The sequence below is a fragment of the Pseudoxanthomonas sp. 97-1-1 genome (genome assembly GCF_057773125.1).
Map to the genome: position 1 here is coordinate 158,932 of NZ_JBYMTJ010000005.1, position 25,965 is coordinate 184,896.

Here is a 25,965-nt window from a genome sequence, read left to right on the forward strand (position 1 = left end):
ACAAGAAAAAGCCCCGCGATGCGGGGCTTTTTCGTTGGCTTCCACGCGCGTATCGGCCGCGACGGCATTCACGCCATGCTAGGCGCCATCCAGTGGGGTCAGCAGCCGGGGGCCGCTCTTGTTGCCGGCAAGGTGGACGCCACCCTCGGCGAGCGCACCAGGGGCGAATCCGGGTTGATCTTCATCCGGCGCCCAGATCGGACGTGATCGCGGGCCGGGTACGTAGACCTCCCACTTGCCCTGGCGCTGCTGGCCGCCGAAGGTGAAGTCCACGGGCACACGCACCACCCAGTACGGTTGCGTTGCCTCCTCGCCTGCGGTCGGCGGGGTGAACGTCCATGTCCGGGCCGCCGCCATCGCGGCGGTGGCGAAACGTTCGCGGTACTGGTTCATCTGCGCCTCGTTGGTGACGATGCGCAGATTGACCTGCTCGGTAGCCACTTCGCCGACGCTGCCGTCACGCTCGACCTTGACCAGCAGGTAGGCGGTGCCCTGTGCACCACTCCGGGCCGGACCGGCCGGGTAGCTCGGCGGCTTGAGTTTGAGCGCAACAACGCGCTCGGCCTCGGGAGTCGCTGCATAGTCGCCGAAATCCGCGCCGCGGATGGACACCTGCATCTGGTCATCGCCTATCGACTTGCCCACCACCAGCGCACTCATTTTCGTCAACGCGCGGCGTGGCTTGCCATCCACCAGCACGGGTTCGAAGCGCCACGCCGCGACATTGCCGCCGACGAACGCCGCGATGCCCTTGGGCAACGCTTCCGGCGCATCCAGCTCCACGCGCTCGACGCTGCCATCGGTGGCGATGGTGATCGATCCGGTCACCCGCAGGCTGGCCTCCACCTGCTTGCGCACGGCCGCCGCCCCCTGGGCCAAGGCTGGCTGTGCCAGCACCAGGGCGGCAATCAGGATCGCGGCGCGCCACAGGATTCCTTGCTTCATCATCCTCTCCCTCATCCGTGGAAATGCGGCCCTGTCCGGGCCCTTCCGCCGCATACTATCGCCACGAGACAACGCATGCACGGCCAAGGCCGGAACCGGCCCCGTGCACAAGACGAGGGACGGGACGCGCGATGACGACCGCCTCCGGCAGGCAAGTGCAAGTGCCAACGCGCGGCCAGGCAAGGGGGTTGCGCTCATCGACACTGGAAATCGTCGGCTCCCACCGGACCACAACCGTCGCCCCACCGGCCAGTCTGCCGCCAGTAGTCGACCACGCCGGCTTTCACGAGCAACGCCTTGAAGTCGGGGTGCGCGCGTGCACCGGAGTACGGCACGTTCCAGAAGGCGACGTAGGCGTGTTGCGCCATGGTGCCGTCCTCGAATCCGGGCCGGGCTTCGAGTTCCCTGCGCAACGACCTCACCGCCAGGCCCGCATCCCCCAGTGCGTCTGCCACGCTCGTGCGTGCGTACGCGACCTCGACTCCGCCGGCGTAAGCATCGTCCGCCAGCGCACGGCGTACGAGCGCAAGCATCGCTTCCCGGTCGTCCAGCACTTCGCCCAGATCGCGCAAGAATGGCGTATCGAGACCGTCGTACCGCAGCAAACGGCGATGCTGGGCTTGCAGCTCAGGCGTCCCTCCGGCCCGCCGGCCCGCGAGCTGGCGGAAAAAAGCCACGTAGTCCGGCTCGCGCTGGCTGCCCTCCAGCCGAAGACCGCGCTGGTATTCGGCCTCCGCGTCCGCGTAGCGACGCGCGGCGGTGTAGTCGTACTGCAGGTCGCGCGACAGGAACAGCGCCCTGGGTTCGGTGGCACGCACCTGTTCCACCAGCGCGATGGTGTCCTCCAGATGGCCCATCGCATAGAGCATGTAGGCGTAGTCCCACGTGCGCTCCTTGGTCAACGGTCCGGCATCGGTGATCTGCCTGGCCAGCGCGATGGCCTCGGCCCGCCTGCCTTCGCGCCACAGCGCATTGGACCGGTCGCGCCTGGCCACCCAGCTCTCAGGCGCGATGCGGGCGATATGGTTCCGGATCTGCAACGCCTCCGCACGCAACCGATCGGCCTGCACGTCGTCGAGTTCCTCTGCCATGGCATTCAGCGAGACCGCGAGCGCATCCCAGCACAGCACGCATTGCGCATCCAGCGCCACCATCTCGCGCGCGAGCTGCAGGCGCAGGCGGTCGTGTTCGAAGTCGAACTGCTCGCGCATCACGATGCTGCGCCAGCGCAGGAATCGTTCGTAAGCGTCGACCTGCGTGGTGCCGCCCTGTTCGCGGTTGAACCTGGCCACATCCAGCTTCACGCTGAGCGCTCGCGCCACATCGCGCGCAACCTCGTCCTGCACCGCGAATACGTCGCGCAGTTCGCGCGCGTAGGTCTTCGACCACAGGTGGGAGCCATCATCGGCACGGATCAACTGCGCGGTGACACGCAGGTGGCTCCCCTCGCGGCGCACGCTGCCCTCCAGCAGATAGGCCACACCAAGCGCATGGCCGACGGCGCGCAGGTCATCGCGCTTGCGGTTGACCGCCGCACTGGAGGCACGGCCCACCACGCGCAACGCGGGAGACTGCGCCAACTGGTTGCGGATTTCCTCGGCAAGGCCGTCGGCCATGTAGGCCTGATCGCGCGCCTGCGACAGGTCGGCGAACGGCAGGACGGCCAGCGAAGGCCGTGCTTGCGCCCCGGCCGCCACGCTGGACGTGTTGCGAATGGCGCCGCGCGGCATCCAGGCGGTCATCGCCACGATCAGCAGCACCAGGGCCGCCGTGGCCACGATCCACACCCAGCGCAAACGGGGTGCGGCCGTCGGTGCTTCTTGCGCTGCGACGCTATCGACCGGCGGCGCATCGAAGCGATAGCCGATCCCATACACGGTATGCAGCAGGCGCGGGTGTTGGGCGTCCTCGCCCAGCGCCTGACGCAGCAGGCTCATGATCCGGTTAAGCACGCTCTGGGTGACGTGGCGATGGCCCCAGACCGCATCCAACAGCTCCTCCCGGGTGAACACCCGGCCGGGCGAACCTGCCAGCAGCGCGAGCACGGCGAAGGCCTTGGGTTCCAGCGACTGCTCGCCGCCCGCGCGCATCAGCCGCCGACCGGCGAAGTCGATGACCACGTCGTCGAAGACCAGGCGGCTCGGATCAGGTTGCGGCATGCGGTCCCCCGGCGGAGCCTGCCCCGCCCGATCCAGTATAGGTGCCGACGCGCTCGGGCCGGCCACCGGCGTTCCTGAGCTTTCCTCATCGCGCCCTGCGACTCCCCTAACGACATCCCCTCGCCACGACCGGACGCTGTCGGCGCCGGGAGCGACCCGGAACAGCCCGGAAAGGAAACGCCATGAGTGAGCAAGGCACGATGCGCATGGACCGAACCGGGGCGCCGCAGGCCTCCGTCGCGGAACGAGGGCTCCGCGGCATCGCTCGCGTCTTCCGTTTCGTGACCCTGATCGGCCTGTTGGCCTTCGGTGCCTACATCACGCTCCGGGCCACCGGGGCGACGTTCAAGAACTTCGAGCAGTGGCGCGCTCTGATGGACGGCCTGCCGATGCAGACCGCCTCCGACTGGATCGCCAACATCGGCATCGGTGTCCACTTCGTCACGGGCACGGTGCTGGTGCTGGCCTGGCCGATCCTGTTGTCGGCGCGTATCCGCACCCGCCATCGCGCCGTGCATCGCTGGATGGGGCGGATCTACGTGAGCGCGGGCCTCCTGGCGGGCGTCGGCGGCATGTCGTTCATCCTGACGCACGGTGCTTACACGCCGGCCGCCTCCATCGCGTTCGCGATCTGGGGCGCGGTGCTGATGCTGAGCGCGGTGATGGCATACCTGCATGCGCGGGCGAAACGGTTCGAGCTGCATCGCGCCTGGGCCATCCGCCTGTTCGCGATGGTGCTGGGCTCATGGGTGTTCGACCTGGAGTTCCGCGCGTGGAAGGACCTGACCGGCGGCGCCGGCATCGGTACAGGCACCACCAGCGGCCTGTTCGACTACGCGATCCTCTATCTGTTCTTCGTTCCCAATCTACTGGTCGCCGAATTCTTCATCCGCAACAAGCACAAGCGCATCGCGCTACCCCGCCGCCTGGCGTGGCCGGCGGTGATCGCCTTCACCGCGATCGCTCTGATCTTCGCCTATGCGGTCGTCATGGTCAGCGCCACGCCCACCGGGAAGTACGGGAAGCACCTGCTGCATGTCCTGGCGGGTTGATGGCGGCGGGAGGACGAAACTCGTCGTGGAATGAACCTCGCCAGATCGGATGACGAGCTCTGTTGTTCCGTGAAGCAATGAGCGAACGCTTCTATCCGACGAGATACCGATGGCGACAACGGGCAAGCGAGTCGATTGAAGGTTCCTCCTGGACGGGATGGACTAAGGAATGGTGTATGCGCCTGATGCACGCAACCCGCGACGGGGTTCGAGCGGCATCTCCAGGTAAGGGCCTACCCCGACCAGCTTGGGCACGCCAGCTTCGCCGGCGCCGATCGCCATGCCATCCTGATCCGACCATGGCACCGCACGCTGCGGTCCGGGCACGTAGTACTCCCATTCCCCGTAGCCCGGCACCTGTTCCATTGTGTATCGCACCGGGACACGCACCACTACATGAGACTCGGCGGCGAGAGGACCCGACGCCGGCAGGCGGAACTTCCATCGCCGCACCGCAGCCGCCGTATGTGCTGCGAAGTCCGCCCGCACTTGCGCGACCTCGGCCGGCGAGCCGACGAAATCCAGGTTGACCTGCTCAGCCATCAGGTCTTGCACCTTGCCGTCGCGCCCGACTTTTAGCGCCATGTACACCGTGCCGCTGACGCCGATGTTTCGGTGCGCGCGAGGATATTCGGGGCGTTCGCGGCGGCCAACAACAGCGATGTCTTCGTCTGGATTCGGCTGCCTGGCGATCGCAGCACCTACCAGTGACAACGCGTAGTTGTCGCCGCCCTGCGGCGTGGCCATGACCCGCACACTGAAGCGCTGCTCCACTGGGATACCTCCGGTCTTCATCACCCGCCAGCTCGGAACATGCCGCGCCACGTGTTGTAATACCTGCGGCGGCACTTTGTGGGCACCGTCAATGGCGTAAGCGTTGATCGCGCCGTCGGCGCCTACGACCAGCTTGCCGGTCAGGAGCATGCTGCCCACCACCTGATTGCGCAGATCACTGCCCTCGACAGTGTCGGTCCTCTCCTTGGCGCAAACCGGATTCCACACTGCCAGCATCCCTGCCACCATGGCCATGCCCCACCCGATGCCCTGCTTCACTACCTCCTCCTTTGTCCATGGATCATCGTGCCCTGGCCGCACGCCACCCGCTTCGGTTTCCGAGAATGGGTTCGGACCAGCTCCGTCCGCCGCATACTATCCGCGCGAGGTGACGCATGCACGGTAGTGGTCTGGAGTTGACGCTGGTATTCCTGCTGGCCGCGGTGATCGCGGTGCCGGTGTTCAAGCGCTTTGGCCTGGGGGCCGTGCTGGCGTACCTGGTGGCCGGCGTGGTGCTGGGTCCGGACGGGCTTGCGCTGGTGCGGGATGCCGACCGCATCCTGGATGCCGCCGAGATCGGCGTGGTGATGATGCTGTTCGTCATCGGCCTGGAACTGTCGCCGTCGCGCCTGCGGGTGATGCGCAAGCCGGTGTTCGGCGCGGGCGGCCTGCAGGTGATGCTGAGTGCGCTGGTGCTGGGCGGGGTCGCGCTGCTGTTCGAACATCACTGGAAGACCGCGCTGGTGATAGGGCTGGGACTCGCGCTGTCGTCCACGGCCGTCAGCCTGCAGCTGTTGTCCGAACACAAGGAACTCACCACCGAACACGGCCGGCTCGGCTTCGCGATCCTGCTGTTCCAGGATCTGGTCGCCATTCCCCTGCTTGCCGCCATCCCGCTGCTGGGCGGCGCCAAGAACGAAACGCTGACCTGGACCATGGTGCTGCATGCGGTCGGCGCCGTCGCCATCGTGATCGTCGGTGGACGGCTGCTGCTGCGGCACCTGTTCCGCATCGTGGCGCGCACCCGCATGCCCGAAGTGTTCACCGCCACCGCACTGCTGGTGGTGCTGGGCATCGCATGGTTCATGCAACTGGCCGACCTCAGCGCCGGCCTTGGCGCGTTCCTTGCCGGCGTGCTGTTGTCCGATTCGGAATTCCGCCACGAACTGGAATCGCAGATCGATCCGTTCAAGGGGCTGCTGCTGGGCCTGTTCTTCATCGCCGTCGGCATGGACATCGACCTGGACGCGGTGGTGAAGCAGCCGGAACTGATCACCGCCGGCGTGCTGATCCTGCTGACGGTGAAGTTCACGCTGCTGTTCTGCGTCGGGCGCTGGCCGGGACGGCTGGATCCGCGCGGCGCGCTGATGCTGGCCGGCACCCTGTGGCTGGGGGGCGAGTTCGCCTTCGTCGTGTTCAGCGAAGCCGCGCGCGTGCGCCTGATGGACGCCGAACTGCGCAACCAGCTGACCGCCATCGTGGGCATCTCGATGGCGCTGACGCCGGTGCTGTTGCTGGGCCTGCATCGCCTGCCGGCGCACGTGCGGCGATCCGGACCGGCGACCCGTGCCTTCGACGACATTCCGGACGAGCAGCCGAAAGTCCTGATCGCGGGCATGGGCCGGTTCGGTCAGATCGTCGCGCGCCTGCTCACGGCGCAGCGCATCCCGTTCGTCGCGCTCGAGAACAGTCCCGAGACGGTGGACACGCTGCGACGGTTCGGCAACATCCGGCTCTACTACGGCGACCCGACGCGCCCCGACCTGCTGCGCTCGGCCGGCGCGCAGCATGTGAAGGTCTTCGTGGTGGCGATGGACGACCCCGACACCAACATCAAGGCGACACGGCTGATCCGGCGCATGTTCCCCGAGGCGCGCGTACTGGCGCGGGCGCGCAACCGGCAGCACGCGTGGCGCCTGATGGACCTGAGCGCGGAGGCCTATCGCGAAACGCTGGGATCGAGCCTGGAGATGGCGCAGCAGGTACTGGTGGAACTGGGCATACCGCCCGAGACCGCCGCCGAGCACACCCGCCGCTTCCGCCAGCACGACGAAAGCCTGATGCGCGCCCAGTACCTGGTGTACGACGACGACGGTGCGGTGATCCAGACTGCACGCGATGCGATCAGCGACCTGGAGAAACTCTTCGAAGCCGACGCGACAGGCGAAGACGTTCCGCCGCCGGCACGTTAACCGCGATCGCGCAGGAAGCGGGCCATCGATGCGCCCGCGCCCGGCGTGGCCGGAACGAATTCCGCCGCCACGTCGATGAAGCCGCGCATCACCGCGATCTCGCGCGGCGTGCGGTTCAAGGCATCGCGCAGCTCCGGATCGGCGCCGGCGCGGAGCAGGCGACTGACCACGCGCAGCAGGCCATGCAGCGACGCCAGGTGCAGCGGCCCGAAGCCGCGCGGATCCTGCACGTCGAGTGAAACGTCTTCATCCAGCAGGCGTTCCAGGCCGGCCAGCACGACTTCCTCGTCGCAGGCGGTGCCGGGCTCCGCCCGGGAACCGAGCAGCAACAGGAGCGGCGTCACCGATCCCGCCGCGACCTGTTCGGATTCCGCGCCGGACAGCAGCAGGGTGTCGAGCAACGCTACCAGGCGCGGCTTCTCGCGCGCGGTGAATCCATACAGGGCGGCGCAATGCAGCGGCGTCAGTCCCTGCGCATCGCCGGCATGCACGTTGGCGCCGGCGGTGATCAGGCGGGCGACGATTTCGGGCAGGCCCAGCGCCGCCGCCAGCATCAGCACGGTCACCCCACCGGGCAGCCGGTATTCGATGTCGGCGCCTGCGCCAAGCAATGCACTGACGATGTCGGCCTGACGCATGCTCACCGCGGCCGACAGCGGCGTCGCGCCGGTATTGGCGGCACGCTGCGCATCGGCGCCGCGCGCGAGCAACAGTTCCACCGTGGGCGTGAATCCGCCACCCGCGGCACGCAGCAACGCCGTGCAACCCTGGGCGTCGGGCGAGTCCACGTCGAAGCCGAGATCCAGCAACCGTCGTACCGCATCGCGATCACCCGCCATGGCCGCCGCCGGCAGGTCGGCGGGACGCAGCGCGCGACGCGGCAGCGACCAGATGCGCCAGTCCAGCCAGTCGGCCAGGTCACGGCGCCCACAGGCCAGCGCGACGCCCAGCGGAGTCTGGCCATCGGCCGCGCGTGACTCGGGCGACGCACCCTTGGCGATGAGGTGTTTCAGAGCGGTCTCGCGGCCGAGTACTGCCGCCAGGTGCAACGCGGTCATGCCGTGGCTGTCGCGCGCTTCGCGGTCCACGCCGATATCCAGCAGCCGGTCGAGCACCCGCTGCCAACCCAGGCGCACCGCCAGCGACAGCGCAGGATCGCCCTGCGGGGAGGCGGCGAACGGATCCGCGCCACGCTCGAGCAGGTCCAGTGCGCAGGACTCCAGCGTCCGCGCCGCCTGGTCGTCCGCCGCGCAGGCGGCCATGAAGCGCGCCAGGCCCCCGGCACCGGCCGGCGAAACCGCACGCGCCATCAATGTCGCCAACGCGGGCATGCCCGCAGGCCCCTGGGACAGCAGGGCGAATGCGAGGGTGTCGCCCTGCGCGTTGCGATGGTCGGCATCGGCACCCTGCCGCAGCAACCATGCCAGACGCGTAGGACGCTGCATCTCCGGGTCGTGCAGCAGGGCACCGAGCTCATCGCGCGAACTCAGGCGCGCCAGCGCCTCCATGCCCTCCACCTGGCCGCTCGCCAGGCCCTCGCGCAGCAGTGCCACCGGTGCACGGTCGGGAGGCGTTTCGTCATCCGCCGTCGCCACGGCGGTGGGCAGCGCATAACCGGGGTCCAGGGCCGAGACCAGCGCCCAGCGCCCCGCCTCGGCAGCAAGATCGACCGCGCGCCGGCCCTGGGCGTCGGTGGCTTCGGGATCGACGCCCCATTCCCGCAGCCGGCGCACCAGCGCCGGCGAAGCATGCTCAGCGGCGCATGCCAGCGTCAGCGCATTCCTGCGATCCGCGTCGACCGCCTGCCGGTCGGCTCCCGCCTCGGCGAGCTTTTCGAGCACGCCCAGATGCCCTCCGCGCGCGGCTTCCAGCCAGGGCGTGCGCTGCTGTGCATCGCGCGCATGCACATCGGCACCGGCGGCCAGCAGTGATGCCGCGATTTCCGCATGGCCTGCATACGCGCCTTCATGCAGCGCGCTGCGGCGCTGGGCGTCGCGCGCATCCACCTTCGCCTTGTGCTTGAGGAGCAGTTGCACGCCGGCAGGGTCGTCTTCTTCGGTCGAGGCCGCCGCCAGCAGGACGGGTTGCCCGCCCTGCGGATCCGGACGCGCCCCCCGCTCCAGCAGAAACTTCGCCAGCCGCCAGTTGCCGGCCACACAGGCAACGCCCAGCGGAGTGAGGCCGTCATGGTTCAAAGCATCCAGTTCCGCAGCGGCGTCGCGCAGCAATGCCACCACGCCGGGATCGGAACTGCGGGCGGCGTGATGCAGCGGCGTGTTGCCATCCGCGTCGGCGATGCGCGGATCGGCGCCGTTGGCCAGCAGCGTGGTGACCGCGTCCGGGCGGCCGTGCCAGCTGTCGCGCGTCGCGGCCAGCAGCGGCGTCACGCCGGCATGTGCATGGTTGAGGTCCACGCCATGCGCGATCAGGGTGCGCAGCAGACGGAGGTCGGGCAGCACGGCCGCCAGAGCCCCGAGACTGCGCTGGTCGCGCGAGCCTTCCGCCGGCACGGCATGCGGATCCGCGCCGGCCTCGATCAGTTCCAGCGCACGGTCCACGCGTCCGGCGCGGGCGGCATCGAACAACGCCTGCTCCAGGTCCAGGCCGTGTCCAGGCGCTTCCTCCACGTCCGTTGCGTGGAGGGCAACGGCGTCGCTCCCGGGCATTTCCACGACGGGCAACACACCGGCCCCGTCCAGCCGTTGCACGCCCCAGTGCACCAGCGGCAACAGCAGCGCATACGCCACGGCGGCACCGGTACGCGCAGCGTCCGGCACCAGGTCCGTCCATGCCAGGGAAAGGCCACCGGCCACGGCGAGCGTCAACAGCGTCGCCACCGCCAGGCCGCGCCACGCATGGAAGTCGCGTTCGACCAGGCCACGCCAGTGCGCGGACAGGGCGCCACCATCACGCTCCAGGCCATGCCAGAGGGGCCAGGTCCGCCACAGCCCGACGATCACCGCGCCCACCACCGCGCTGACACCCAGCGCGGCCGGGAGGCTGCCGCTGTCGCGCAACGAGGCCAGCGGCCACGCCAGCAGCAGGGCCGTACCCGCGAACGCGACCGCCCACGCCAGCACCAAGGCCGGCACGTCCTCGCGCCAGGCGCGCGAGGGCGCCAGCACGCGGGTGCCCCGCAGCCACGACACACCCAGCGCCACGGCCGGTTGCGCCAGCCATGCCGCCACGGCAGCGAAAATCCCGCCCACCCCTCCGCCAATGCCGGCCAGCAGCAGTCCCGCCAGCAAGGCGACCAGGGCGACAGGACGGGGCTGCAGCCGGAAATCAGGCATCGGGGCGAACGGTGGGATCGGCTTGGGGCGGGAACTGGATGTGGAAGCCGCGCGCGGTCAGGTTCTCGCGGACCACCTTGGCGTCTTCGCGCGCCAGCTTGCGGTCGGGGGTCAACGCCACTTCCAGCACGAACGAAAGGGGCCCCAGTTGGGTACGCAGCGGCTCGGGCACGAGGGTGAAGTCGTCGCGCTTCGCCAGGTAGACGAAGGTGTCGGCCTTGCGCTCGGTCTTGTAGACGTAGGCTTGCATTCGCGCGTATCGCGCCCCGCGAGTGGACAAGCGGGGATTGTGCGGGAAATGCCCCATGCGCGAAACCCGCACGGCGTTCACGCGATGCATGACCATCGGCGGCAGGAGTGCGGCGGAGGGGCTGGTAATCTTGCCCCTTCACCTCGCACTAACGGATGCCTGATGCGCCCCGCCCTGCTTGCCCTGCTGCTGCCGTTCGCCCTCGTCCCCGCGGCACACGCCCAGACCTCCACACCGCTCACGATCGAACAGGCGATGGCCGAGCCGGACTGGATCGGCCCCCCTGTCGAGCGCGCGTGGTGGGCATGGGACGGCAAGCAGGTGCAGTACGAGCTCAAGCGCGACGCCAGCGTGGTACGCGACACCTTCGAGCAGGCACTGGACGGCAGCGCCGCGCGGCGCATCGCCGATGACCAGCGCGCAGGACTCGACACCGGCAATCCCGTCTACGACGCGACCCGCCAGCGCATGCTGCTGTCGCGCAACGGCGACCTGTTTGTGCGCGACCTGCGCAGCGGCACGCTCACGCAGGTCACGCGCACCAACGAAGCCGAGCAGCAGGCACGCTTCACCCATGACGGCGCCGTGATCTGGCGCGTGGGCAGCACGTGGTATCGCTGGGCCGCAGGCACCGGCACGACGACGGTCGCCGAACTGAAGGCGGAACGCGATCCGCTGGCCGCACCGAAGGCCGACGCCCTGCGCGAGCAGCAACTGCGCACGATCCGCACGCTGGCCGACGACCGTGCCCAGCGCGAAACCGCGCAGAAGCAGGCGGAGGCCTGGCGCAAGGCGGACCCCACCCGCGCGCCCGCCCCGGTCTACCTGGGCGCCGAGGTGGAGATCGAAAGCAGTTCGCTTTCTCCCGATGGCCGCTGGTTGCTGGTGGTGACCCGCAAGAAGGGGGCCGATGCCGGCCAGGGCGGCAAGATGCCGAAGTACGTCACCGAATCCGGCTATGAAGAGTTCCAGGATGTGCGTACGCGCGTGGGTCGCAATGCGCCGCTGCCGCACGCTCTGTGGCGCGTGGACCTGGCCGATGGCAGCGTGAAGCCGCTCGCCTTCGATCCGTTGCCGGGCATCGACAAGGATCCCCTGGCCGCGCTGCGCAAGAAGGCCGGCAAGGAGCCCCTGACGGGCAACCGCGACGTGCGCGTGGAGAACGACAGCAACGGCAGCGCGATCGCCTGGACGAATGACGGCACCCAGGTCGCGGTGCAGGTACATGCCATCGACAACAAGGATCGCTGGATCGCCACAGTCGACCTGCCGGGCGCCCGCCTGCTGCCGCGCCACCGTCTGACCGACGCTGCATGGATCAACTGGGGTTTCAACCAGTTCGGCTGGCTGCCGGACAACCGTACGCTGTGGCTGCTGTCGGAAGAATCCGGCTACGCCCACCTGTATACGGCGACCGGCAACGCGAAGCCACGCGCACGCACTTCCGGCAAATGGGAAGTGTCGGAACCGGAGATCACGCCCGACGGCAACGGATTCCTCTTCCTGTGCAACCGCGACTGGCCGGGTGACTACGAAGTCTGCAAGCTCGACCTTGCCAGCAACGGCCTTCGCGAAGTCACCGCGCTGGACGGCGTGGAGAGTTTCAGTGCATCGCCCGACGGACGCCAGCTGCTGGTCCGCCACTCCCGCAGCTACACGCCGGCCCAACTGTCCGTCGTGGGCATGGACGGCGGCACGCCGAAGCCGCTCACCGACACCCGCAGCGCGGCGTTCAAGGCGCGCGAATGGATCGAGCCGCAGTACGTGCAGGTGCCGTCGAAGCATGGCGCCGGCGTGGTCTGGGGCAAGTACTACGGCCCGAAGACGATGGAACCCGGCAAGCGCTACCCCATCGTCATGTTCGTGCATGGCGCGGGGTATCTGCAGAACGTCACCGCGCGCTATCCCAACTATTTCCGTGAACAGATGTTCCACCATCTGCTGGTGGAGCGCGGCTACATCGTGCTCGACCTGGACTACCGGGCCAGCGAGGGCTACGGCCGCGACTGGCGCACCGCGATCTACCGCAACATGGGCCATCCGGAACTTGAGGACTATCTCGATGGACTGGACTGGCTGGTCGAGCAGAAGCAGGGCGACCGCGACCGCGCCGGCATCTACGGCGGCAGCTACGGCGGCTTCATGACCTTCATGGCGCTGTTCCGCGAGCCCGGCACGTTCAAGGCCGGCGCCGCGCTGCGCCCGGTGGTGGACTGGACCCAGTACAACCACGAGTACACCAGCAACATCCTCAACACGCCCGAGCTGGATCCCGAGGCCTACCGCACCTCGTCGCCGATCGAATACGCCGCCGGACTGCAGGACCACCTGCTGATCGCGCACGGCATGATCGACGACAACGTGTTCTTCAAGGACTCCGTCGTGCTGACGCAGAAGCTGATCGAACTGCGCAAGGACAACTGGGAGCTCGCCGCCTATCCGCTCGAACGCCATGGCTTCACCCGCTCGGACTCGTGGCTGGATGAGTACAAGCGTGTGTTGAAGCTGTTCGAGCAGACCCTCAAGTAGGCGATGGCGTTTTCACCGAACGCCATGGCCCGCGCCGGCTTCGTCACCGTCACGGCGAAGGTGTCGATCGCCATGGGCATCGTCGCCACGCTGTACGCGGCGGCGCAGGTGATCGCGGCGTGGCTGCTGCTCGGGCAGGTGGATACCGAGACGGTGCTGGGCTTCCTCGCTTCGCGGTCGACTCCCGCACCCGCGCTGTGGATGCTCACGCACCTGACCGCGATCGCCGTCGGCTTCCTGGGCGTCTGCATCGCCTTCCTGGCGGTTGCGGTGGGCCTGCTCCGTCGCCGCGCCTGGGGCTGGTGGGGTTTCGTGTTCTTCATGGTGCTGGGCGCCGCGGCGAATTTCGCCGGCATCGCGGTGATCGACGCCGCTTTTTCCTGGATCCAGTCGCTCCCATCCCAGCCCGGCACCGAAGAGATGCGGAACGAGCTGGCCGGCTTGCGACTGCTGGCGCTGGCCATGCTCTGGGCGACCGCCCTCGCGTTCGCCGTGCTGCACGGCCTGGTGGTCTGGCAGTTGTGCAGGCGCGACGTGCGGGCGGAATTCGGGATGATCCGGACGCCCCGGTAGAATGCGCGGCATGAACGACATCACGCCCGTCCGCGACTATCTGACCGACCTGCAGGACCGCATCTGTGCCGCCATCGAAGCCGCCGACGGCAGCGCGCGCTTCCGGGAGGATGCCTGGGCACGGCCACCCGGCGATGCGTCACCGATCCGCGGCGGCGGACGCACCCGCGTGCTGCGCGACGGCGCGGTATTCGAGCAGGCAGGCATCGGTTTCTCCGATGTATCCGGCGACCGGTTGCCGCCTTCGGCCTCCGCGCACCGGCCTGAACTCGCAGGCGCCTCCTGGCGCGCGGTCGGGGTGTCGCTGGTGTTCCACCCCCGCAACCCCCACCTGCCCACCACGCATGCGAACGTGCGCCACTTCCGCGCCGAACGCGATGGCGAAACCGTCGCATGGTGGTTCGGCGGCGGCTTCGACCTGACACCGTTCTATCCGGTCGACGAGGATGTGCATCACTGGCACCGGACCGCACGCGACCTGTGCGAGCCCTTCGGCGGCCAGGCGCGTTACGACGCACACAAGCGCTGGTGCGACGAATATTTCTTCCTCAAGCACCGCAACGAGACGCGTGGCGTGGGCGGGCTGTTCTTCGACGATCTGAGCGGGGATTTCGAGCGCGACTTCGGTTACCTGTGCGCCGTCGGCGACGGTTTCCTCGACGCCTACCTGCCGATTGTCGGCCGCCGCAAGGACGCGCCCTACGGCGAACGCGAAAGACAGTTCCAGCTGTATCGTCGCGGCCGCTACGTCGAGTTCAACCTGGTCTACGACCGCGGCACACTGTTCGGCCTACAGAGTGGTGGGCGCGCCGAGTCCATCCTGATGAGCCTGCCCCCCCTGGTCCGCTGGGAATACGGCTACGCCCCGGAAGACGGCAGCGACGAGCAGCGGCTGGCGGACTACCTGCGACCACGTGATTGGCTGGCCGAGTTCGCCTGAGCCTGCTCTTCTGTAGGAGCGACGTGAGTCGCGACCGCACGCCATCCAATGTGTGGGGCTCGGCCGGGGCCACGCGGGCCAAGAATTCCCTGTTTCCCGCGCGGTGCGGATAAGACAAACGTCAACGACGTTTCATTTCCACGGTCGCGACTCACGTCGCTCCTGCAGGGAGCTAGGCTTGCCTGCCCACGACCGTGATGTGCCCGTTGTTCTCAAGTACCGCCAGCCGGATGTCGGCCATGTCCAGGCAGCCGGCTTCGCGCATCGCCTTCTCGAAATCCTCGCGGCTGATCAGCTCACGGCGCAGCACGTCGCGGTAGACCTGCCCGTCGCGTGCCAGCAATACCGGCGCGCCCTCCACCCAGCGCTCCACCTTCGGCGAACGCGCCGATACCAGGCCCACGATCCAGTTCAACGCAATCAGCGTGGCCGCGAGCAACAGACCCCCGCCTACCGACGTATCCGCGCCGAGCAGCGCGTTCTGCACCGCATTGCCCAGCAGGACGATCAGCAGGATGTCGAACGGCGTGAACTGGCCCATCGACCGCTTTCCGGACACACGGAGCATCACCAGCAGGATGAAGTAGACCGCGCACGCCCGCAGCACGAATGCCCACCACGGCATGGCCAGCTGGAACATCTCGGCGAACGTTGCGCTCATGCGTCACCCGGTGGCGAAGGACTGCGCGCACGGTAGCGCACGCGACGCGGGCAAACGACAGGCAATAAAAAGCCCCGCAGACCAGGGGGAGATCGGCGGGGCCAGGGAGCGGGACCTGGGGAGGGGTCGTCGCTCCGGGGGAGATCGCTCCAGGGGATGGGAGAGATCAGTGACAGACGTTGCATCTGTCACGGGCTATATGACCACTCCGGACATGGATGGTTCGTGAAGATTCCGGTTAAAAAACCGTAAGATTCAGGAGGAATTCAGTTTATTGAACTCGTCAGTATACAAATATACCTGACAGGGTTTTCCTGAAGCTTCCGCAAGTCCATGTTCCGGAAGGAAATCCGTCCTGAGGCCCGCTCAGTGGGCCTCTTCCCAGTTGTCGCCCACGCCGCTGTCGACCACCAGCGGAACGCTCAGTTGCGCTGCGGCAGCCATCCGCGCTGTCGCCTCTTTCAGCAAAGTCGGCACGAAGCCGGCGTCGGCTTCGAACACCAGTTCGTCGTGCACCTGCAGGATCATCAGCGCCTGGTCGCGGTGATCCGCAAGCCATGCATCCACGCCGATCATCGCGCGCTTGATGATGTCCGCCGCCGTACCCTGCATCGGCGCATTGATCGCCGCGCGCTCGGCGCCGGCGCGCTGGCCCTGCGTCCCCTTGTTGATGTACTCCAGGTACAGGCGGCGACCGAACACGGTTTCGACATAGCCGTGTTCGCGCGCCTGCTGGCGCGTGCGCTCCATGTAGTCGCGCACGCCGGGGTAACGGCTGAAGTACAGCGCGATGTAGTCCTGCGCCTCGCCACGGCCGATGCCCAGCTGGCGCGCCAGGCCGAAGGCGCTCATGCCGTACATCAAACCGAAGTTGATCGCCTTGGCGGCGCGGCGCTCGTTGCCGGTGACGTCTTCCAGCTTGCGCCCGAACACTTCCGCCGCCGTCGCCTTGTGGATGTCGGCGCCGGACTCGAACGCGCGCACCAGCCCGGGATCCTGCGACAGGTGGGCCATGATGCGCAGCTCGATCTGCGAGTAATCGCAGGCCACGAGCTTGCGGCCCGGCGGCGCGACGAATGCCTTGCGGATGCGGCGCCCGTCCTCGGTGCGGATCGGGATGTTCTGCAGGTTTGGATCGGTGGACGACAACCGTCCCGTTGCCGCACCGGCCTGGTGGTAGCTGGTGTGCACGCGACCGGTGTCGGGATTGACCATCTCCGGCAGCTTGTCGGTGTAGGTGCTGCGCAGTTTGGCCAGGCCACGGTATTCCAGGATCACCCGAGGCAGTTCGTGCTGGTCGGCGATGGCTTCGAGTGCTTCCTCATTCGTGCTGGGCTGGCCGGTGGGCGTCTTCACCAGCACCGGCAGCTTGAGCTCGTCAAACAGCAGCGCCTGCAGCTGCTTGGGCGAATCGAGGTTGAACGTGCGGCCCGCGAGTTCGGTGGCCTTCTGCTGCGCGGCCAGCATGCGCTTGGACAGGTCGGCGCTCTGCCGGCGCAGTTCATCGCCATCGATCATCACGCCGTTGGCCTCGATGCGCGCCAGCACGGGGACCAGCGGCATCTCGATGTCGCGGTAGACGCTTTCCAGTCCGGCTTCCGCTGCCAGCTTCGGCGCCAGCGCGCGGTGCAGGCGCAGGGTGATGTCGGCGTCCTCGGCGGCGTAGCGGGTGGCGTCGTCGATGGCCACCTCCGAGAACAGGATCTGCTTGGCGCCCTTGCCGGCGACATCCTCGTACTTGATGGTGTCGTAGCCAAGGTGGCGCTTGGCCAGGCTGTCCATGTCGTGCCGGTTGCTGCCGGCATTCAGCACGAAGCTCTCCAGCATCGTATCGTCGGCGTAGCCCTGCACGTCCACGCCGTGGCGGCGCAACACGTGCAGGTCGTACTTGCCGTGCTGGCCGAGCTTGCGCCGGCCTGCATCGGCGAACACGGGTGCGAGCGCCGCAAGCACCGCCTCGCGGCCGAGTTGCAGCGGCGCGCCGGGATAGTCGTGGCCCACCGGTATGTACACGGCCTTGCCGGGTTCGGTGGCGAAGCTCAGGCCGACCAGGTTCGCGCGCATGGGATCGAGGCTGTCGGTTTCGGTATCGAACGCGAATTCGTCCGCCTGCTCCAGCCGCGCCACCAGCGCTTCAAGCTGCGCCGGCTCCGTCACGGCCGTGTATTCGCCCGCGACACCGAGCGACGCGTCGATGACTGCATCGTCCGCGATTACCGCCGCCACGCGACCGGTGCCGCGTGCACGACCCGGCTCCTTTTCTGCCACCGCGGACGCGTCGACAGTGCCACCCTCGAGCTCCTTCAGCGCCTGGTTGAAACCATAGCGCGCGTACAACTCGCGCAACTCATCCACATGGCGTTCGCGCAGCGGCAGCGTCTCCGGCCCGCCATCCAGTGCAACGTCGGTCTTGATGGTGACCAGCTCGCGATTCAGCGGCAGGCGTGGCAGGGCCGCGCGCAGGTTGTCGCCAATCTTGCCCTTGATCTCGCCGGCCCGGTCGATGATCTCAGCCAGCGTGCCGTATTCGCCCAGCCATTTGGCGGCGGTCTTCGGACCGCACTTCTCCACGCCGGGCACGTTGTCCACGGTGTCGCCCATCAGGGCAAGGAAGTCGACGATCTGCTCCGGCCGCACGCCGAACTTCTCCACCACTGCCTCGGTGGAATCCAGCCGGCTGCCGCTCATGGTGTTGACCAGTGCCACGCCAGGACGCACCAGCTGCGCGAAATCCTTGTCGCTGGTTGAAATGGTCACGTCCATGCCCTGCGCCGCGCCCTGCAACGCAAGCGTGCCGATCACATCGTCCGCTTCCACGCCCTCGACACGCAGCAGCGGGAAGCCGAGCGCCTGCACGATGCGGATCATCGGCTCCACCTGCGCGCGCAGCTCTTCCGGCATCGGCGGGCGGTTGGCCTTGTAGTCCGGATACAGTTCTTCGCGGAAGGTCGGGCCGCTGGCATCGAGCACGAAGGCCACGAAGTCGGGCTTTTCCTTCAGCGTCGCGCGCAGCATGTTGACCACGCCGAAGAGCGCGCCGGTAGGCTCGCCCTGCGCATTGGTCAGCGGTGGCAGCGCATGGAACGCACGGAACAGGTAGCTGGAGCCGTCGATGAGTACGAGTCGTGTCATGCCGGCATTCTACGCCGCGTGCCTTGCATGCGGCGTCACGCGCGCCGCCCGGCGTTGGGCGCATAATCGGGTCATCCATCCCCCGAAAGGTCGCCACGATGACCCGCATGACGAAGCGTGCCGTGCTGCTCTCCTGCCTGCTGGCACTGGCCGGCTGCGCATCGACCGGCAGCGATCCCACCAACGTCGACCTCGCCAACGCGCAGGTCGCCGTCCGCACCGAGAAAAATGGCGACGTGATCGAGGAGTACCGCGTGGCCGGCAACCTGCGGATGGTCAAGGTCACGCCATCGCGCGGCGCGCCCTACTACCTGTATGACTCCGACGGCGACGGGCGCCTGGACAAGAGCAAGGACAACGTCGACGTATCGCCCGTCTACTGGAAGCTCTATGGCTGGTGAGATGCCGCGCTAGCGGATCACCAGCACCGGCACGCCGCAGCGGGCCAGTACTTCGCTGGTCTGGCTGCCCAGCAGCAGGCGCCCGAGCGCACGTCGGCCATGCGAGGCCATGACGATCAGGTCGCAGCCCTGGCGTTCGGTGGTTTCGACGATGGCTTCCGCGGCGTACCGGTCAGCGACGTGCAGGCACTGCACCTCGATGCCATGCCGGGTCGCCTGTGCGACGGCTCCGTCCAGCACCCGGCGTGCGGCCTCTTCGCGGGCCGCCTGGAATTCCGGCAGCGAGGTGCCTACCGCGCTCCAGCCCAGGCCGTCATCGAAGCCGGTATTGATGGGTTCGCTGACCGTCAGCACGGTGGCCCTGGCCTGCAGTCGCGTCGCCAGCGCGAGGCCATGTTCCACGCCCTTGCCTGCCAGTGCGGAACCGTCGGTCGCGATCAGGATATGCCGGTACATGTCGCACCTCAGGGTGATGGGGTGCAGCCATTACACGCCTGGCGGGCTTAGTGCGCCGTGATCTGGATCAATCGCGGCCTAGACGGCCTGCAGGTTCGCGTAGGCCAGCACCAGCCACTTGCTGCCCTCGCTGTCGAAGTTCACCTGCACCCGCGCATGGGCGCCGCTGCCTTCGTAATCGGTGACCACGCCATGGCCGAACTTGGCGTGGGTGACGGTCTGGCCCAGCTTGAGGCCGGGCATTTCCAGGCTGGCATGGCCCGGCGTCGCCCGGGTAGCGAAGCCGGAGGCCGGTCGGCTGACCTGCACGCGGGGCCGCACCTCGTTCAGCAGGTTGGCGGGGATCTCGCGCAGGAAGCGTGAGGGGATCCCGTACATGTCCTGCCCGTGCAGGCGTCGCGCCTCGGCAAAGCTCAGCACCAGTTTCTGCCGCGCCCGGGTGATGCCCACGTAGGCGAGGCGGCGCTCTTCTTCCAGTCGCCCGCTCTCGTCCAGCGAGCGGTTGCTGGGGAACAGCCCCTCCTCCAGCCCGGCCAGGAACACCAGCGGGAATTCCAGGCCCTTGGCCGAGTGCAACGTCATCAGCTGCACGCCATCCTCACCGGCCTCGACCTGGCCTTCGCCCGCTTCCAGCGCGGCGTAGGACAGGAAGGCGACCAGCTCGCTCATGCCCTCGCTGCCATTCTCGTCATCGGCGATGTCTTCGCGACGCACGAAGCGCGACGCGACCGACACCAGTTCGTCCAGGTTCTCGGTACGCGATTCCGAATCCAGCCCGCCGCGGCTCTCGCGCGCCCAGTGCTCGCGCAGACCGGAGCGCGCAAGCACGTGGTCGACGCGCTCGGCCAGCGTCATCTCCGCAGTCTCCTCGGCCAACTGGTCGACCAATGCGGCGAATGCGGCCAGCGCATTGCGTGCGCGCCCGGCCAGGTCGCTGCCCTGCGCCGCCAGCATCGCCGCGCCCCATAGCGATACGCGTGCGCCGCGCGCCAGCCGGCGGACTTCGTCCAGCGTGCGCTCGCCGATACCGCGCGTGGGCGTGTTGACCACGCGCTCGAACGCCGCGTCGTCCGCCCGGTTGGCCATCAGGCGCAGGTACGCGAGGGCATCCTTGATTTCGGCGCGCTCGAAGAAGCGCATGCCGCCATACACGCGATAAGGCACCTGCTCCGACAGCAAGGCCTCTTCGAACGCACGCGACTGCGCGTTGCTGCGGTAGAGGATGGCGGCATCGCCGAGGCTGCCGCCGTCGCGTACCCATTGGCGAATGCGCTCGACGACGAAGCGCGCTTCGTCCATCTCGTTGTAGGCGGCGTACAGGTCGATCGGTTCGCCGTCGCCGGTATCGGTCCAAAGCTGCTTGCCGATCCGGCCGGGGTTGTGCGCGATCACGGCGTTGGCCGCGCCCAGGATGTTCGCGCTGGACCGGTAGTTCTGCTCCAGCCGGATGGTCCGCGCGGACGGATAGTCGCGCAGGAACTGCTGCATGTTCTCGACCTTGGCGCCGCGCCAGCCGTAGATGCTCTGGTCGTCGTCGCCCACCACGAAGACATGGCCCGTATCGCCCGCCAGCACGCGCACGAAGGCGTACTGGATGGCATTGGTGTCCTGGAACTCGTCCACCAGGATCTCGCGGAAACGCGTGCGGTAGTGCGCCAGCAAGGCCGGCGTGTCGCGCAGCAGCTCGTGCGCGCGCAGCAGCAGTTCGGCGAAATCCACCAGGCCGGCGCGGTCGCACCGTTCCTGGTAACCGGCGTAGACCTGGCGACGGATGTCCAGCCATTCGTCGTTCGGCGCCGGCTGGATGTGCTCGGGGCGGCGGCCCTCGTCCTTCTGCTCGTTGATCCACCACGCCAGTTGCTTGGGCGGGAACTTGCCTTCGTCCAGCTCCATCGCCTGCACCACGCGCTTGACCAGCCGTTGCTGGTCATCGCTGTCCAGTACCTGGAAGGTCTCGGGCAGCTTCGCTTCCTGCCAGTGCAGGCGCAGCAGGCGATGGGCAAGGCCGTGGAAGGTGCCGATCCACATGCCGCGGCTGCCGTTGCGCAACTGCACGTCGGCGCGGGCGCGCATTTCGCCGGCCGCCTTGTTGGTGAAGGTCACCGCCAGGATGCCGTGCGTGGGCACGCCGAAGACTTCGTTGAGCCAGGCGATGCGGTGGGTCAGCACGCGGGTCTTGCCGGAGCCGGCGCCGGCCAGGACGAGGTAATGCCCCTGTGCTGCGGAAACGGCGTCGCGCTGGGCGGGATTCAGGTGGTCGAGCAGGTGGGAAACATCCATCCGCGCATTTTACGGCCTGCAGCGACCCAAACCCTGAGACGCAGTCCGTTCAGGCCAGTTCGGCGACCTGCATCGAGACCTGCTTGCGCCCGTCGTCCAGCCATTGGCGGCCGGTCTCGACAAAGCCGTGGCGCACGTGGAACAGGCGCGACGGCTCGTTCGGCGGCACCACATTGAACTCGCAGGTGATGCGCGGGATGCCATGCGCACGGGCGAAGGCGAACAGGTCTGCGTACAGCCGCGAGCCCAGCCGGTGCCCCTGCGCGGCCGCGTCCACGACGATGCGGTCGACGTAGAGGAAGTCCGGATAGCGTTCAGCGAACCACCCGAAGTTGTCGTTGCGGTAATCCGCCCCGGCGCGCATGGCCAGCAGGAAGGCGACCACGCGACCGTCGAGCGTCGCCACGCGGTGACAAGCGGACAGGGACGCCAAGTGGCGCAACCTGTCCGCATCCATGGGGCTGGTGTGGCGGACCTCGGCTTCGTTCAGCGCAACGATGGCGGCGTAGTCGCCATCGTTTGCGTCGCGTATCTCAGGTTCGGCCGCCACGGGGTCAGTGTGCGGCGTGCTTGGCGGGGGCTCCACCATTCATGAGCTTGTCCGTCCAGGCGATGCCAATGGCCGACAGGATGAAGACGCAGTGGATGATGGTCTGCCAAAGCACGCCGTCAGGGGTCAGCTGGGTGCACTGCGTGCTCGTGATCGCCATCTCGGCCTTCATCTGGGCCAGCTGGTCCGGCGTGCAGAAAGGCAAACCCTTCAAGGCGCCCGCTGCGATGAACGTCTTCAGCAGGTGGATCGAGGAGATGCCGATGATCGCCATCGCCAGCTTCACCTTCAGCACGCTGGCGTTGACGTGACTCAGCCACTCGGGCTGGTCCGGATGGCCTTCCAGGCGCAGGCGCGATACGAAGGTTTCGTAGCCACCGACGATCACCATGACCAGCAGGTTGGAGATCATCACCACGTCGATCAGGCCGAGCACGATCAGCATGATCTCCTGCTCGCCGAGACCCGGCGCGCGATGAATCAGGTGCCATAGCTCCTTGCCGAACAGGAACACGTACACGCACTGGGCGACGATCAGACCCAGGTACAGCGGTAGCTGCAGCCAGCGCGACGCGAAGATCAGGTTGGGCAAGAAGTTGGGGCGAGGGCTGGCGGGGGGCGTCATGGGAACGGTCTTTTCCAAGGATGGCGCAGGGTACCGGCCGGATTTGACGCTGCCAAGCCCGCACGGACGGCTAGACTCGAAGGCCTCCCCCTCCTGCGGAATCCGCCATGATCGACCTGTACTACTGGCCCACGCCCAACGGCCACAAGATCACGCTGATGCTGGAAGAACTGACCGAGGCAGGCGCGAAGCTCGACTACCGCATCGTGCCGGTCGACATCGGCAAGGGCGACCAGTTCAAGCCGGAATACCTGGCGTTCTCGCCGAACAACAAGATGCCGGCGATCATCGACCACGCACCGGCCGACGGCGGCGCGCCGATCAGCGTGTTCGAATCCGGCGCCATCCTGCTGTACCTGGCCAACAAGACCGGCCGCTTCTTCGGCGCCGACACCCGCCAGAAAGTGGCCGTGAACCAGTGGCTGATGTGGCAGATGGGCGGCCTGGGCCCGATGACCGGGCAGTACGGCCACTTCACCGTGTACGCGCCGGAGAAGATTCCCTACGCCATCGACCGCTACACGCGCGAGGTGCAGCGCCTGCTCGGCGTGCTGGACACGCAGCTTGCGAAACATGCCTACATCGCCGGCGACGACTACAGCATCGCCGACATGGCCACGCATCCGTGGATCAACGCCTACGACAAGGCGCCACTGGATCTGTCGCCCTATCCCGCCCTGCAGCGCTGGCGCGCCGAGATCGCGGCGCGGCCGGCCGTGCAACGCGCGTATGCGCTGCAGTCGCAGGTCAATCCGAACGCGGGCCAGCCGCTCAGCGACGAGGAGCGCAAGCACCTGTTCGGCCAGTCCTCACGGTAGACGGAGCCGAGCCTGCTCGGCTGCGCCGCATCAGGACGCATCCGGCCCGCACGCGGCGGCCAATGCAATAATCCGGGACTGACCGGCCCTGCCGCCCGAGAAATCCGATGCGCCTCGCCCTGTTCGCCCTGATGACACTCGCCACCGTCCTCCCCACCCACGCCGAAAAACTCACCCTGGAAGCGATCACCGGCAGCGCGCCCCTGTCCGGCCCGACGCTGACCAAGCCGCAGGTCGCGCCGGACGGATCGCGGGTGACCTTCCTGCGCGGCAAGGACAGCGACCGCAACCGGCTGGACCTGTGGGAATACGACATCGCCAGCGGACAGACGCGCCTGCTGGTGGATTCGTCGGTGGTGCTGCCCGGCGAGGAAGTGCTGAGTGATGAGGAAAAGGCGCGCCGCGAGCGCCAGCGCATCGCTGCACTGTCCGGCATCGTCGATTACCAATGGTCGCCGGATGGCAAGGCACTGCTGTTCCCGCTGGGCGGCGAGCTTTATTTCTACGACCTGGCGAAGTCCGGCAAGGACGCGGTGCGCAAGCTGACGGATGGCGGTGGTTTTGCCACCGATCCGAAGATATCGCCTAAGGGGGGCTTCGTCAGCTTCATCCGCGACCGCAACCTGTGGGTCATCGAGCTGGCCAGCGGCAGGGAAACACAGCTGACCCGCGACGGCAGCGACGTGATCGGCAACGGCGTGGCCGAATTCGTCGCCGACGAAGAAATGGATCGCCATACCGGCTACTGGTGGGCGCCGGACGATTCCGCCATCGCCTTCGCGCGCATCGACGAAACGCCGGTGCCGGTACAGAAGCGCTACGAGGTGTACCCCGACCGCACCAAGGTGATCGAGCAGCGGTATCCGGCGGCGGGCGATGACAACGTGCTGGTGCAACTGGGTGTGATCGCACCGAAGGCCGGCGCAAAGCCGCGCTGGATCGACCTGGGTGCGGACCAGGACATCTATCTGGCCCGCGTCGACTGGCGCGATCCGCAACGCCTGACCTTCCAGCGCCAGTCGCGCGACCAGAAGAAGCTCGAGCTGATCGAAACCACACTGGCCACCGGCACGCAGCGCACGCTGGTGACGGAAACCTCGAAGACCTGGGTGCCACTGCACAGCGACCTGCGCTTCCTGAAGAACGGGCGCTTCCTGTGGTCGTCGGAGCGCAGCGGGTTTGAACACCTGTACATGGCATCGGAAGACGGGTCCGAGCTGACCGCATTGACGCAGGGCGAGTGGGTGGTCGACGGCCTGCTGGCCGTCGACGAAGCCGCCGGCCTGGCCTACGCCAGCGGCACGCGTGATGGCGCCACCGAGACACACGTGTATGCCGTGCCGTTGTCCGGCGGCGAGCCGCGTCGTTTGACGCAGGCGCCCGGCATGCATGCCGCCGCCTTCGCCCGCAATGCCAGTGTCTTCGTCGACAGCTGGTCCAGCGACACCACGCTGCCGCAGATCGAGCTGTTCAAGGCCGACGGCACGAAGCTGGCGACCCTGCTCACCAACGATGCGACCGACGCGGCGCACCCCTACGCGAAGTACCTCGCCGCGCACCAGCCGACGACCTTCGGCACGCTGACGGCCGCCGACGGCACCACGCCGCTGCACTACAGCCTGATCAAGCCGGCCGGTTTCGACCCGAAGAAGAGGTACCCGGTCGTGGTCTTCGTCTACGGCGGCCCGGCGGCGCAGACCGTCACCCGCGCCTGGCCCGGCCGCAGCGATGCCTTCTTCAACCAGTACCTGGCCCAGCAGGGCTACCTGGTGTTCTCGCTGGACAACCGCGGCACGCCACGCCGTGGCGCGGCCTTCGGTGGCGCGCTGTACGGCAGGCAGGGCACGGTGGAAGTGGACGACCAGCTGCGCGGCGTGGCGTGGCTGAAGTCGCAGGCGTTCGTCGATCCCGCGCGCATCGGCGTGCACGGCTGGTCCAACGGCGGCTACATGACGCTGATGCTGCTGGCCAAACACAGCGAGGCTTATGCCTGCGGTGTGTCCGGTGCGCCGGTGACGGACTGGGCGCTGTACGACACCCACTACACCGAGCGCTACATGGACCTGCCGAACGCGAACGAAGCCGGCTACCGCGAGGCCAGCGTGTTCACCCACCTGGACGGCCTGCACTCGAAGCTGCTCTTGATCCACGGCATGGCCGACGACAACGTGCTGTTTTCCAACTCGACGAAGCTGATGAGTGACCTGCAGAAGCGCGGTACGCCGTTCGAGCTGATGACCTACCCCGGCGCCAAGCACGGCCTGCGCGGCAGCGACCTGCTGCACCGCTACCGCCTGACCGAGGATTTCTTCGGTCGTTGCCTGAAGCCCTGAGA

Annotated in this window: 19 protein-coding genes; 8 read left to right on the plus strand and 11 right to left on the minus strand. The window is 67.6% G+C overall.

Annotation, left to right across the window (positions count from 1 at the left end; translation table 11 throughout):
* Positions 1 to 78: 78 nt before the first annotated feature.
* A complete protein-coding gene (locus AC3DET_RS18595; RefSeq protein ID WP_488392576.1) occupies positions 79 to 945 on the minus strand; it encodes an energy transducer TonB in 867 nt (288 codons plus the stop codon).
* 194 nt (positions 946 to 1,139) lie between these two features.
* Positions 1,140 to 3,104, minus strand: a complete 1,965-nt coding sequence (locus AC3DET_RS18600; protein ID WP_488392577.1) for a winged helix-turn-helix domain-containing protein — start codon at positions 3,102 to 3,104, stop codon at positions 1,140 to 1,142.
* Between the two features lie 182 nt (positions 3,105 to 3,286).
* On the opposite strand from AC3DET_RS18600, the gene AC3DET_RS18605 reads away from it, so the two are divergent.
* Positions 3,287 to 4,156, plus strand: a complete 870-nt coding sequence (locus tag AC3DET_RS18605) for a DUF2306 domain-containing protein (protein WP_488392578.1) — start codon at positions 3,287 to 3,289, stop codon at positions 4,154 to 4,156.
* 162 nt (positions 4,157 to 4,318) lie between these two features.
* Here the strand turns inward: AC3DET_RS18605 and AC3DET_RS18610 are convergent, their stop codons facing one another.
* Positions 4,319 to 5,209 carry a hypothetical protein gene (locus AC3DET_RS18610; RefSeq protein ID WP_488392579.1) on the minus strand — a complete coding sequence of 297 codons (891 nt, stop codon included), beginning with the start codon at positions 5,207 to 5,209 and terminating at the stop codon, positions 4,319 to 4,321.
* 116 nt (positions 5,210 to 5,325) lie between these two features.
* On the opposite strand from AC3DET_RS18610, the gene AC3DET_RS18615 reads away from it, so the two are divergent.
* Positions 5,326 to 7,122 (plus strand): monovalent cation:proton antiporter-2 (CPA2) family protein, encoded by a 1,797-nt coding sequence (locus tag AC3DET_RS18615; protein WP_192202864.1) that lies wholly within the window; start codon positions 5,326 to 5,328, stop codon positions 7,120 to 7,122.
* On the opposite strand, the gene AC3DET_RS18620 is transcribed toward AC3DET_RS18615, so the two are convergent.
* Positions 7,119 to 10,415 (minus strand): ankyrin repeat domain-containing protein, encoded by a 3,297-nt coding sequence (locus AC3DET_RS18620; protein ID WP_488392580.1) that lies wholly within the window; start codon positions 10,413 to 10,415, stop codon positions 7,119 to 7,121. The two genes, AC3DET_RS18615 and AC3DET_RS18620, sit on opposite strands and share 4 nt — an antisense overlap.
* Complete coding sequence (locus tag AC3DET_RS18625; RefSeq protein ID WP_192202862.1) at positions 10,408 to 10,665, minus strand: YcgL domain-containing protein; 258 nt, start codon at positions 10,663 to 10,665, stop codon at positions 10,408 to 10,410. Before AC3DET_RS18625 ends, AC3DET_RS18620 begins: the two co-directional genes overlap by 8 nt.
* Before the next feature lie 162 nt (positions 10,666 to 10,827).
* Here AC3DET_RS18625 and AC3DET_RS18630 point away from each other — a divergent pair, with 162 nt between their 5' ends.
* The 3 genes from AC3DET_RS18630 to hemF are packed head-to-tail and all read left to right on the plus strand — an operon-like array spanning position 10,828 to position 14,707.
* The gene (locus AC3DET_RS18630) at positions 10,828 to 13,194 is read left to right on the plus strand and encodes a S9 family peptidase (RefSeq protein WP_488392581.1); all 2,367 of its coding nucleotides are present in this window, start codon (positions 10,828 to 10,830) and stop codon (positions 13,192 to 13,194) included.
* Between the two features lie 3 nt (positions 13,195 to 13,197).
* Entirely contained in the window at positions 13,198 to 13,767 is a 570-nt protein-coding gene (locus tag AC3DET_RS18635) for a hypothetical protein (RefSeq protein WP_488392582.1), read from the plus strand.
* A gap of 10 nt (positions 13,768 to 13,777) precedes the next feature.
* Entirely contained in the window at positions 13,778 to 14,707 is a 930-nt protein-coding gene (gene hemF, locus AC3DET_RS18640) for an oxygen-dependent coproporphyrinogen oxidase (protein ID WP_488392583.1), read from the plus strand.
* A gap of 172 nt (positions 14,708 to 14,879) precedes the next feature.
* On the opposite strand, the gene AC3DET_RS18645 is transcribed toward hemF, so the two are convergent.
* Positions 14,880 to 15,368 (minus strand): DUF421 domain-containing protein, encoded by a 489-nt coding sequence (locus AC3DET_RS18645; RefSeq protein WP_488392584.1) that lies wholly within the window; start codon positions 15,366 to 15,368, stop codon positions 14,880 to 14,882.
* 366 nt (positions 15,369 to 15,734) lie between these two features.
* Positions 15,735 to 18,500: a DNA polymerase I gene (gene polA, locus AC3DET_RS18650; protein ID WP_488392585.1), complete on the minus strand. Its 2,766-nt coding sequence runs from the start codon at positions 18,498 to 18,500 to the stop codon at positions 15,735 to 15,737.
* Positions 18,501 to 18,607: 107 nt separating this feature from the next.
* Here polA and AC3DET_RS18655 point away from each other — a divergent pair, with 107 nt between their 5' ends.
* Positions 18,608 to 18,901, plus strand: coding sequence for a DUF2782 domain-containing protein (locus AC3DET_RS18655; protein WP_225591165.1), 294 nt, complete (start codon positions 18,608 to 18,610; stop codon positions 18,899 to 18,901).
* 9 nt (positions 18,902 to 18,910) lie between these two features.
* Here the strand turns inward: AC3DET_RS18655 and AC3DET_RS18660 are convergent, their stop codons facing one another.
* The 4 genes from AC3DET_RS18660 to AC3DET_RS18675 all read right to left on the minus strand — a co-directional run bounded on the left by AC3DET_RS18660 (position 18,911) and on the right by AC3DET_RS18675 (position 22,812).
* On the minus strand, positions 18,911 to 19,357 hold the full coding sequence (locus tag AC3DET_RS18660; protein WP_488392586.1) for a universal stress protein: 447 nt from the start codon (positions 19,355 to 19,357) through the stop codon (positions 18,911 to 18,913).
* Positions 19,358 to 19,435: 78 nt separating this feature from the next.
* On the minus strand, positions 19,436 to 21,637 hold the full coding sequence (uvrD, locus tag AC3DET_RS18665) for a DNA helicase II (protein ID WP_488392587.1): 2,202 nt from the start codon (positions 21,635 to 21,637) through the stop codon (positions 19,436 to 19,438).
* 49 nt (positions 21,638 to 21,686) lie between these two features.
* Entirely contained in the window at positions 21,687 to 22,187 is a 501-nt protein-coding gene (locus AC3DET_RS18670; RefSeq protein ID WP_488392588.1) for a GNAT family N-acetyltransferase, read from the minus strand.
* A gap of 4 nt (positions 22,188 to 22,191) precedes the next feature.
* Positions 22,192 to 22,812: a TIGR00645 family protein gene (locus tag AC3DET_RS18675; protein WP_488392589.1), complete on the minus strand. Its 621-nt coding sequence runs from the start codon at positions 22,810 to 22,812 to the stop codon at positions 22,192 to 22,194.
* Between the two features lie 107 nt (positions 22,813 to 22,919).
* Between AC3DET_RS18675 and AC3DET_RS18680 the strand changes: the two genes are divergently transcribed.
* On the plus strand, positions 22,920 to 23,630 hold the full coding sequence (locus AC3DET_RS18680) for a glutathione binding-like protein (protein ID WP_488392590.1): 711 nt from the start codon (positions 22,920 to 22,922) through the stop codon (positions 23,628 to 23,630).
* A 107-nt stretch (positions 23,631 to 23,737) separates the two neighbouring features.
* The gene (locus AC3DET_RS18685; RefSeq protein ID WP_488392591.1) at positions 23,738 to 25,963 is read left to right on the plus strand and encodes a S9 family peptidase; all 2,226 of its coding nucleotides are present in this window, start codon (positions 23,738 to 23,740) and stop codon (positions 25,961 to 25,963) included.
* The last annotated feature ends 2 nt before the right edge of the window (positions 25,964 to 25,965 follow it).

Excerpts from the sequence above, each read along its gene's own strand:
- AC3DET_RS18625 (WP_192202862.1), bottom strand. The coding sequence starts at position 10,665 with ATGCAAGCCTACGTCTACAAGACCGAGCGCAAGGCCGACACCTTCGTC.
- AC3DET_RS18635 (WP_488392582.1), top strand. The coding sequence starts at position 13,198 with ATGGCGTTTTCACCGAACGCCATGGCCCGCGCCGGCTTCGTCACCGTC.
- AC3DET_RS18600 (WP_488392577.1), bottom strand. The coding sequence starts at position 3,104 with ATGCCGCAACCTGATCCGAGCCGCCTGGTCTTCGACGACGTGGTCATC.
- AC3DET_RS18630 (WP_488392581.1), top strand. The coding sequence starts at position 10,828 with ATGCGCCCCGCCCTGCTTGCCCTGCTGCTGCCGTTCGCCCTCGTCCCC.
- uvrD (WP_488392587.1), bottom strand. The coding sequence starts at position 21,637 with ATGGATGTTTCCCACCTGCTCGACCACCTGAATCCCGCCCAGCGCGAC.
- AC3DET_RS18605 (WP_488392578.1), top strand. The coding sequence starts at position 3,287 with ATGAGTGAGCAAGGCACGATGCGCATGGACCGAACCGGGGCGCCGCAG.
- AC3DET_RS18685 (WP_488392591.1), top strand. The coding sequence starts at position 23,738 with ATGCGCCTCGCCCTGTTCGCCCTGATGACACTCGCCACCGTCCTCCCC.
- AC3DET_RS18675 (WP_488392589.1), bottom strand. The coding sequence starts at position 22,812 with ATGACGCCCCCCGCCAGCCCTCGCCCCAACTTCTTGCCCAACCTGATC.
- AC3DET_RS18680 (WP_488392590.1), top strand. The coding sequence starts at position 22,920 with ATGATCGACCTGTACTACTGGCCCACGCCCAACGGCCACAAGATCACG.
- AC3DET_RS18645 (WP_488392584.1), bottom strand. The coding sequence starts at position 15,368 with ATGAGCGCAACGTTCGCCGAGATGTTCCAGCTGGCCATGCCGTGGTGG.
- AC3DET_RS18655 (WP_225591165.1), top strand. The coding sequence starts at position 18,608 with ATGACGAAGCGTGCCGTGCTGCTCTCCTGCCTGCTGGCACTGGCCGGC.
- AC3DET_RS18615 (WP_192202864.1), top strand. The coding sequence starts at position 5,326 with ATGCACGGTAGTGGTCTGGAGTTGACGCTGGTATTCCTGCTGGCCGCG.
- AC3DET_RS18620 (WP_488392580.1), bottom strand. The coding sequence starts at position 10,415 with ATGCCTGATTTCCGGCTGCAGCCCCGTCCTGTCGCCCTGGTCGCCTTG.
- polA (WP_488392585.1), bottom strand. The coding sequence starts at position 18,500 with ATGACACGACTCGTACTCATCGACGGCTCCAGCTACCTGTTCCGTGCG.
- hemF (WP_488392583.1), top strand. The coding sequence starts at position 13,778 with ATGAACGACATCACGCCCGTCCGCGACTATCTGACCGACCTGCAGGAC.
- AC3DET_RS18595 (WP_488392576.1), bottom strand. The coding sequence starts at position 945 with ATGAAGCAAGGAATCCTGTGGCGCGCCGCGATCCTGATTGCCGCCCTG.
- AC3DET_RS18660 (WP_488392586.1), bottom strand. The coding sequence starts at position 19,357 with ATGTACCGGCATATCCTGATCGCGACCGACGGTTCCGCACTGGCAGGC.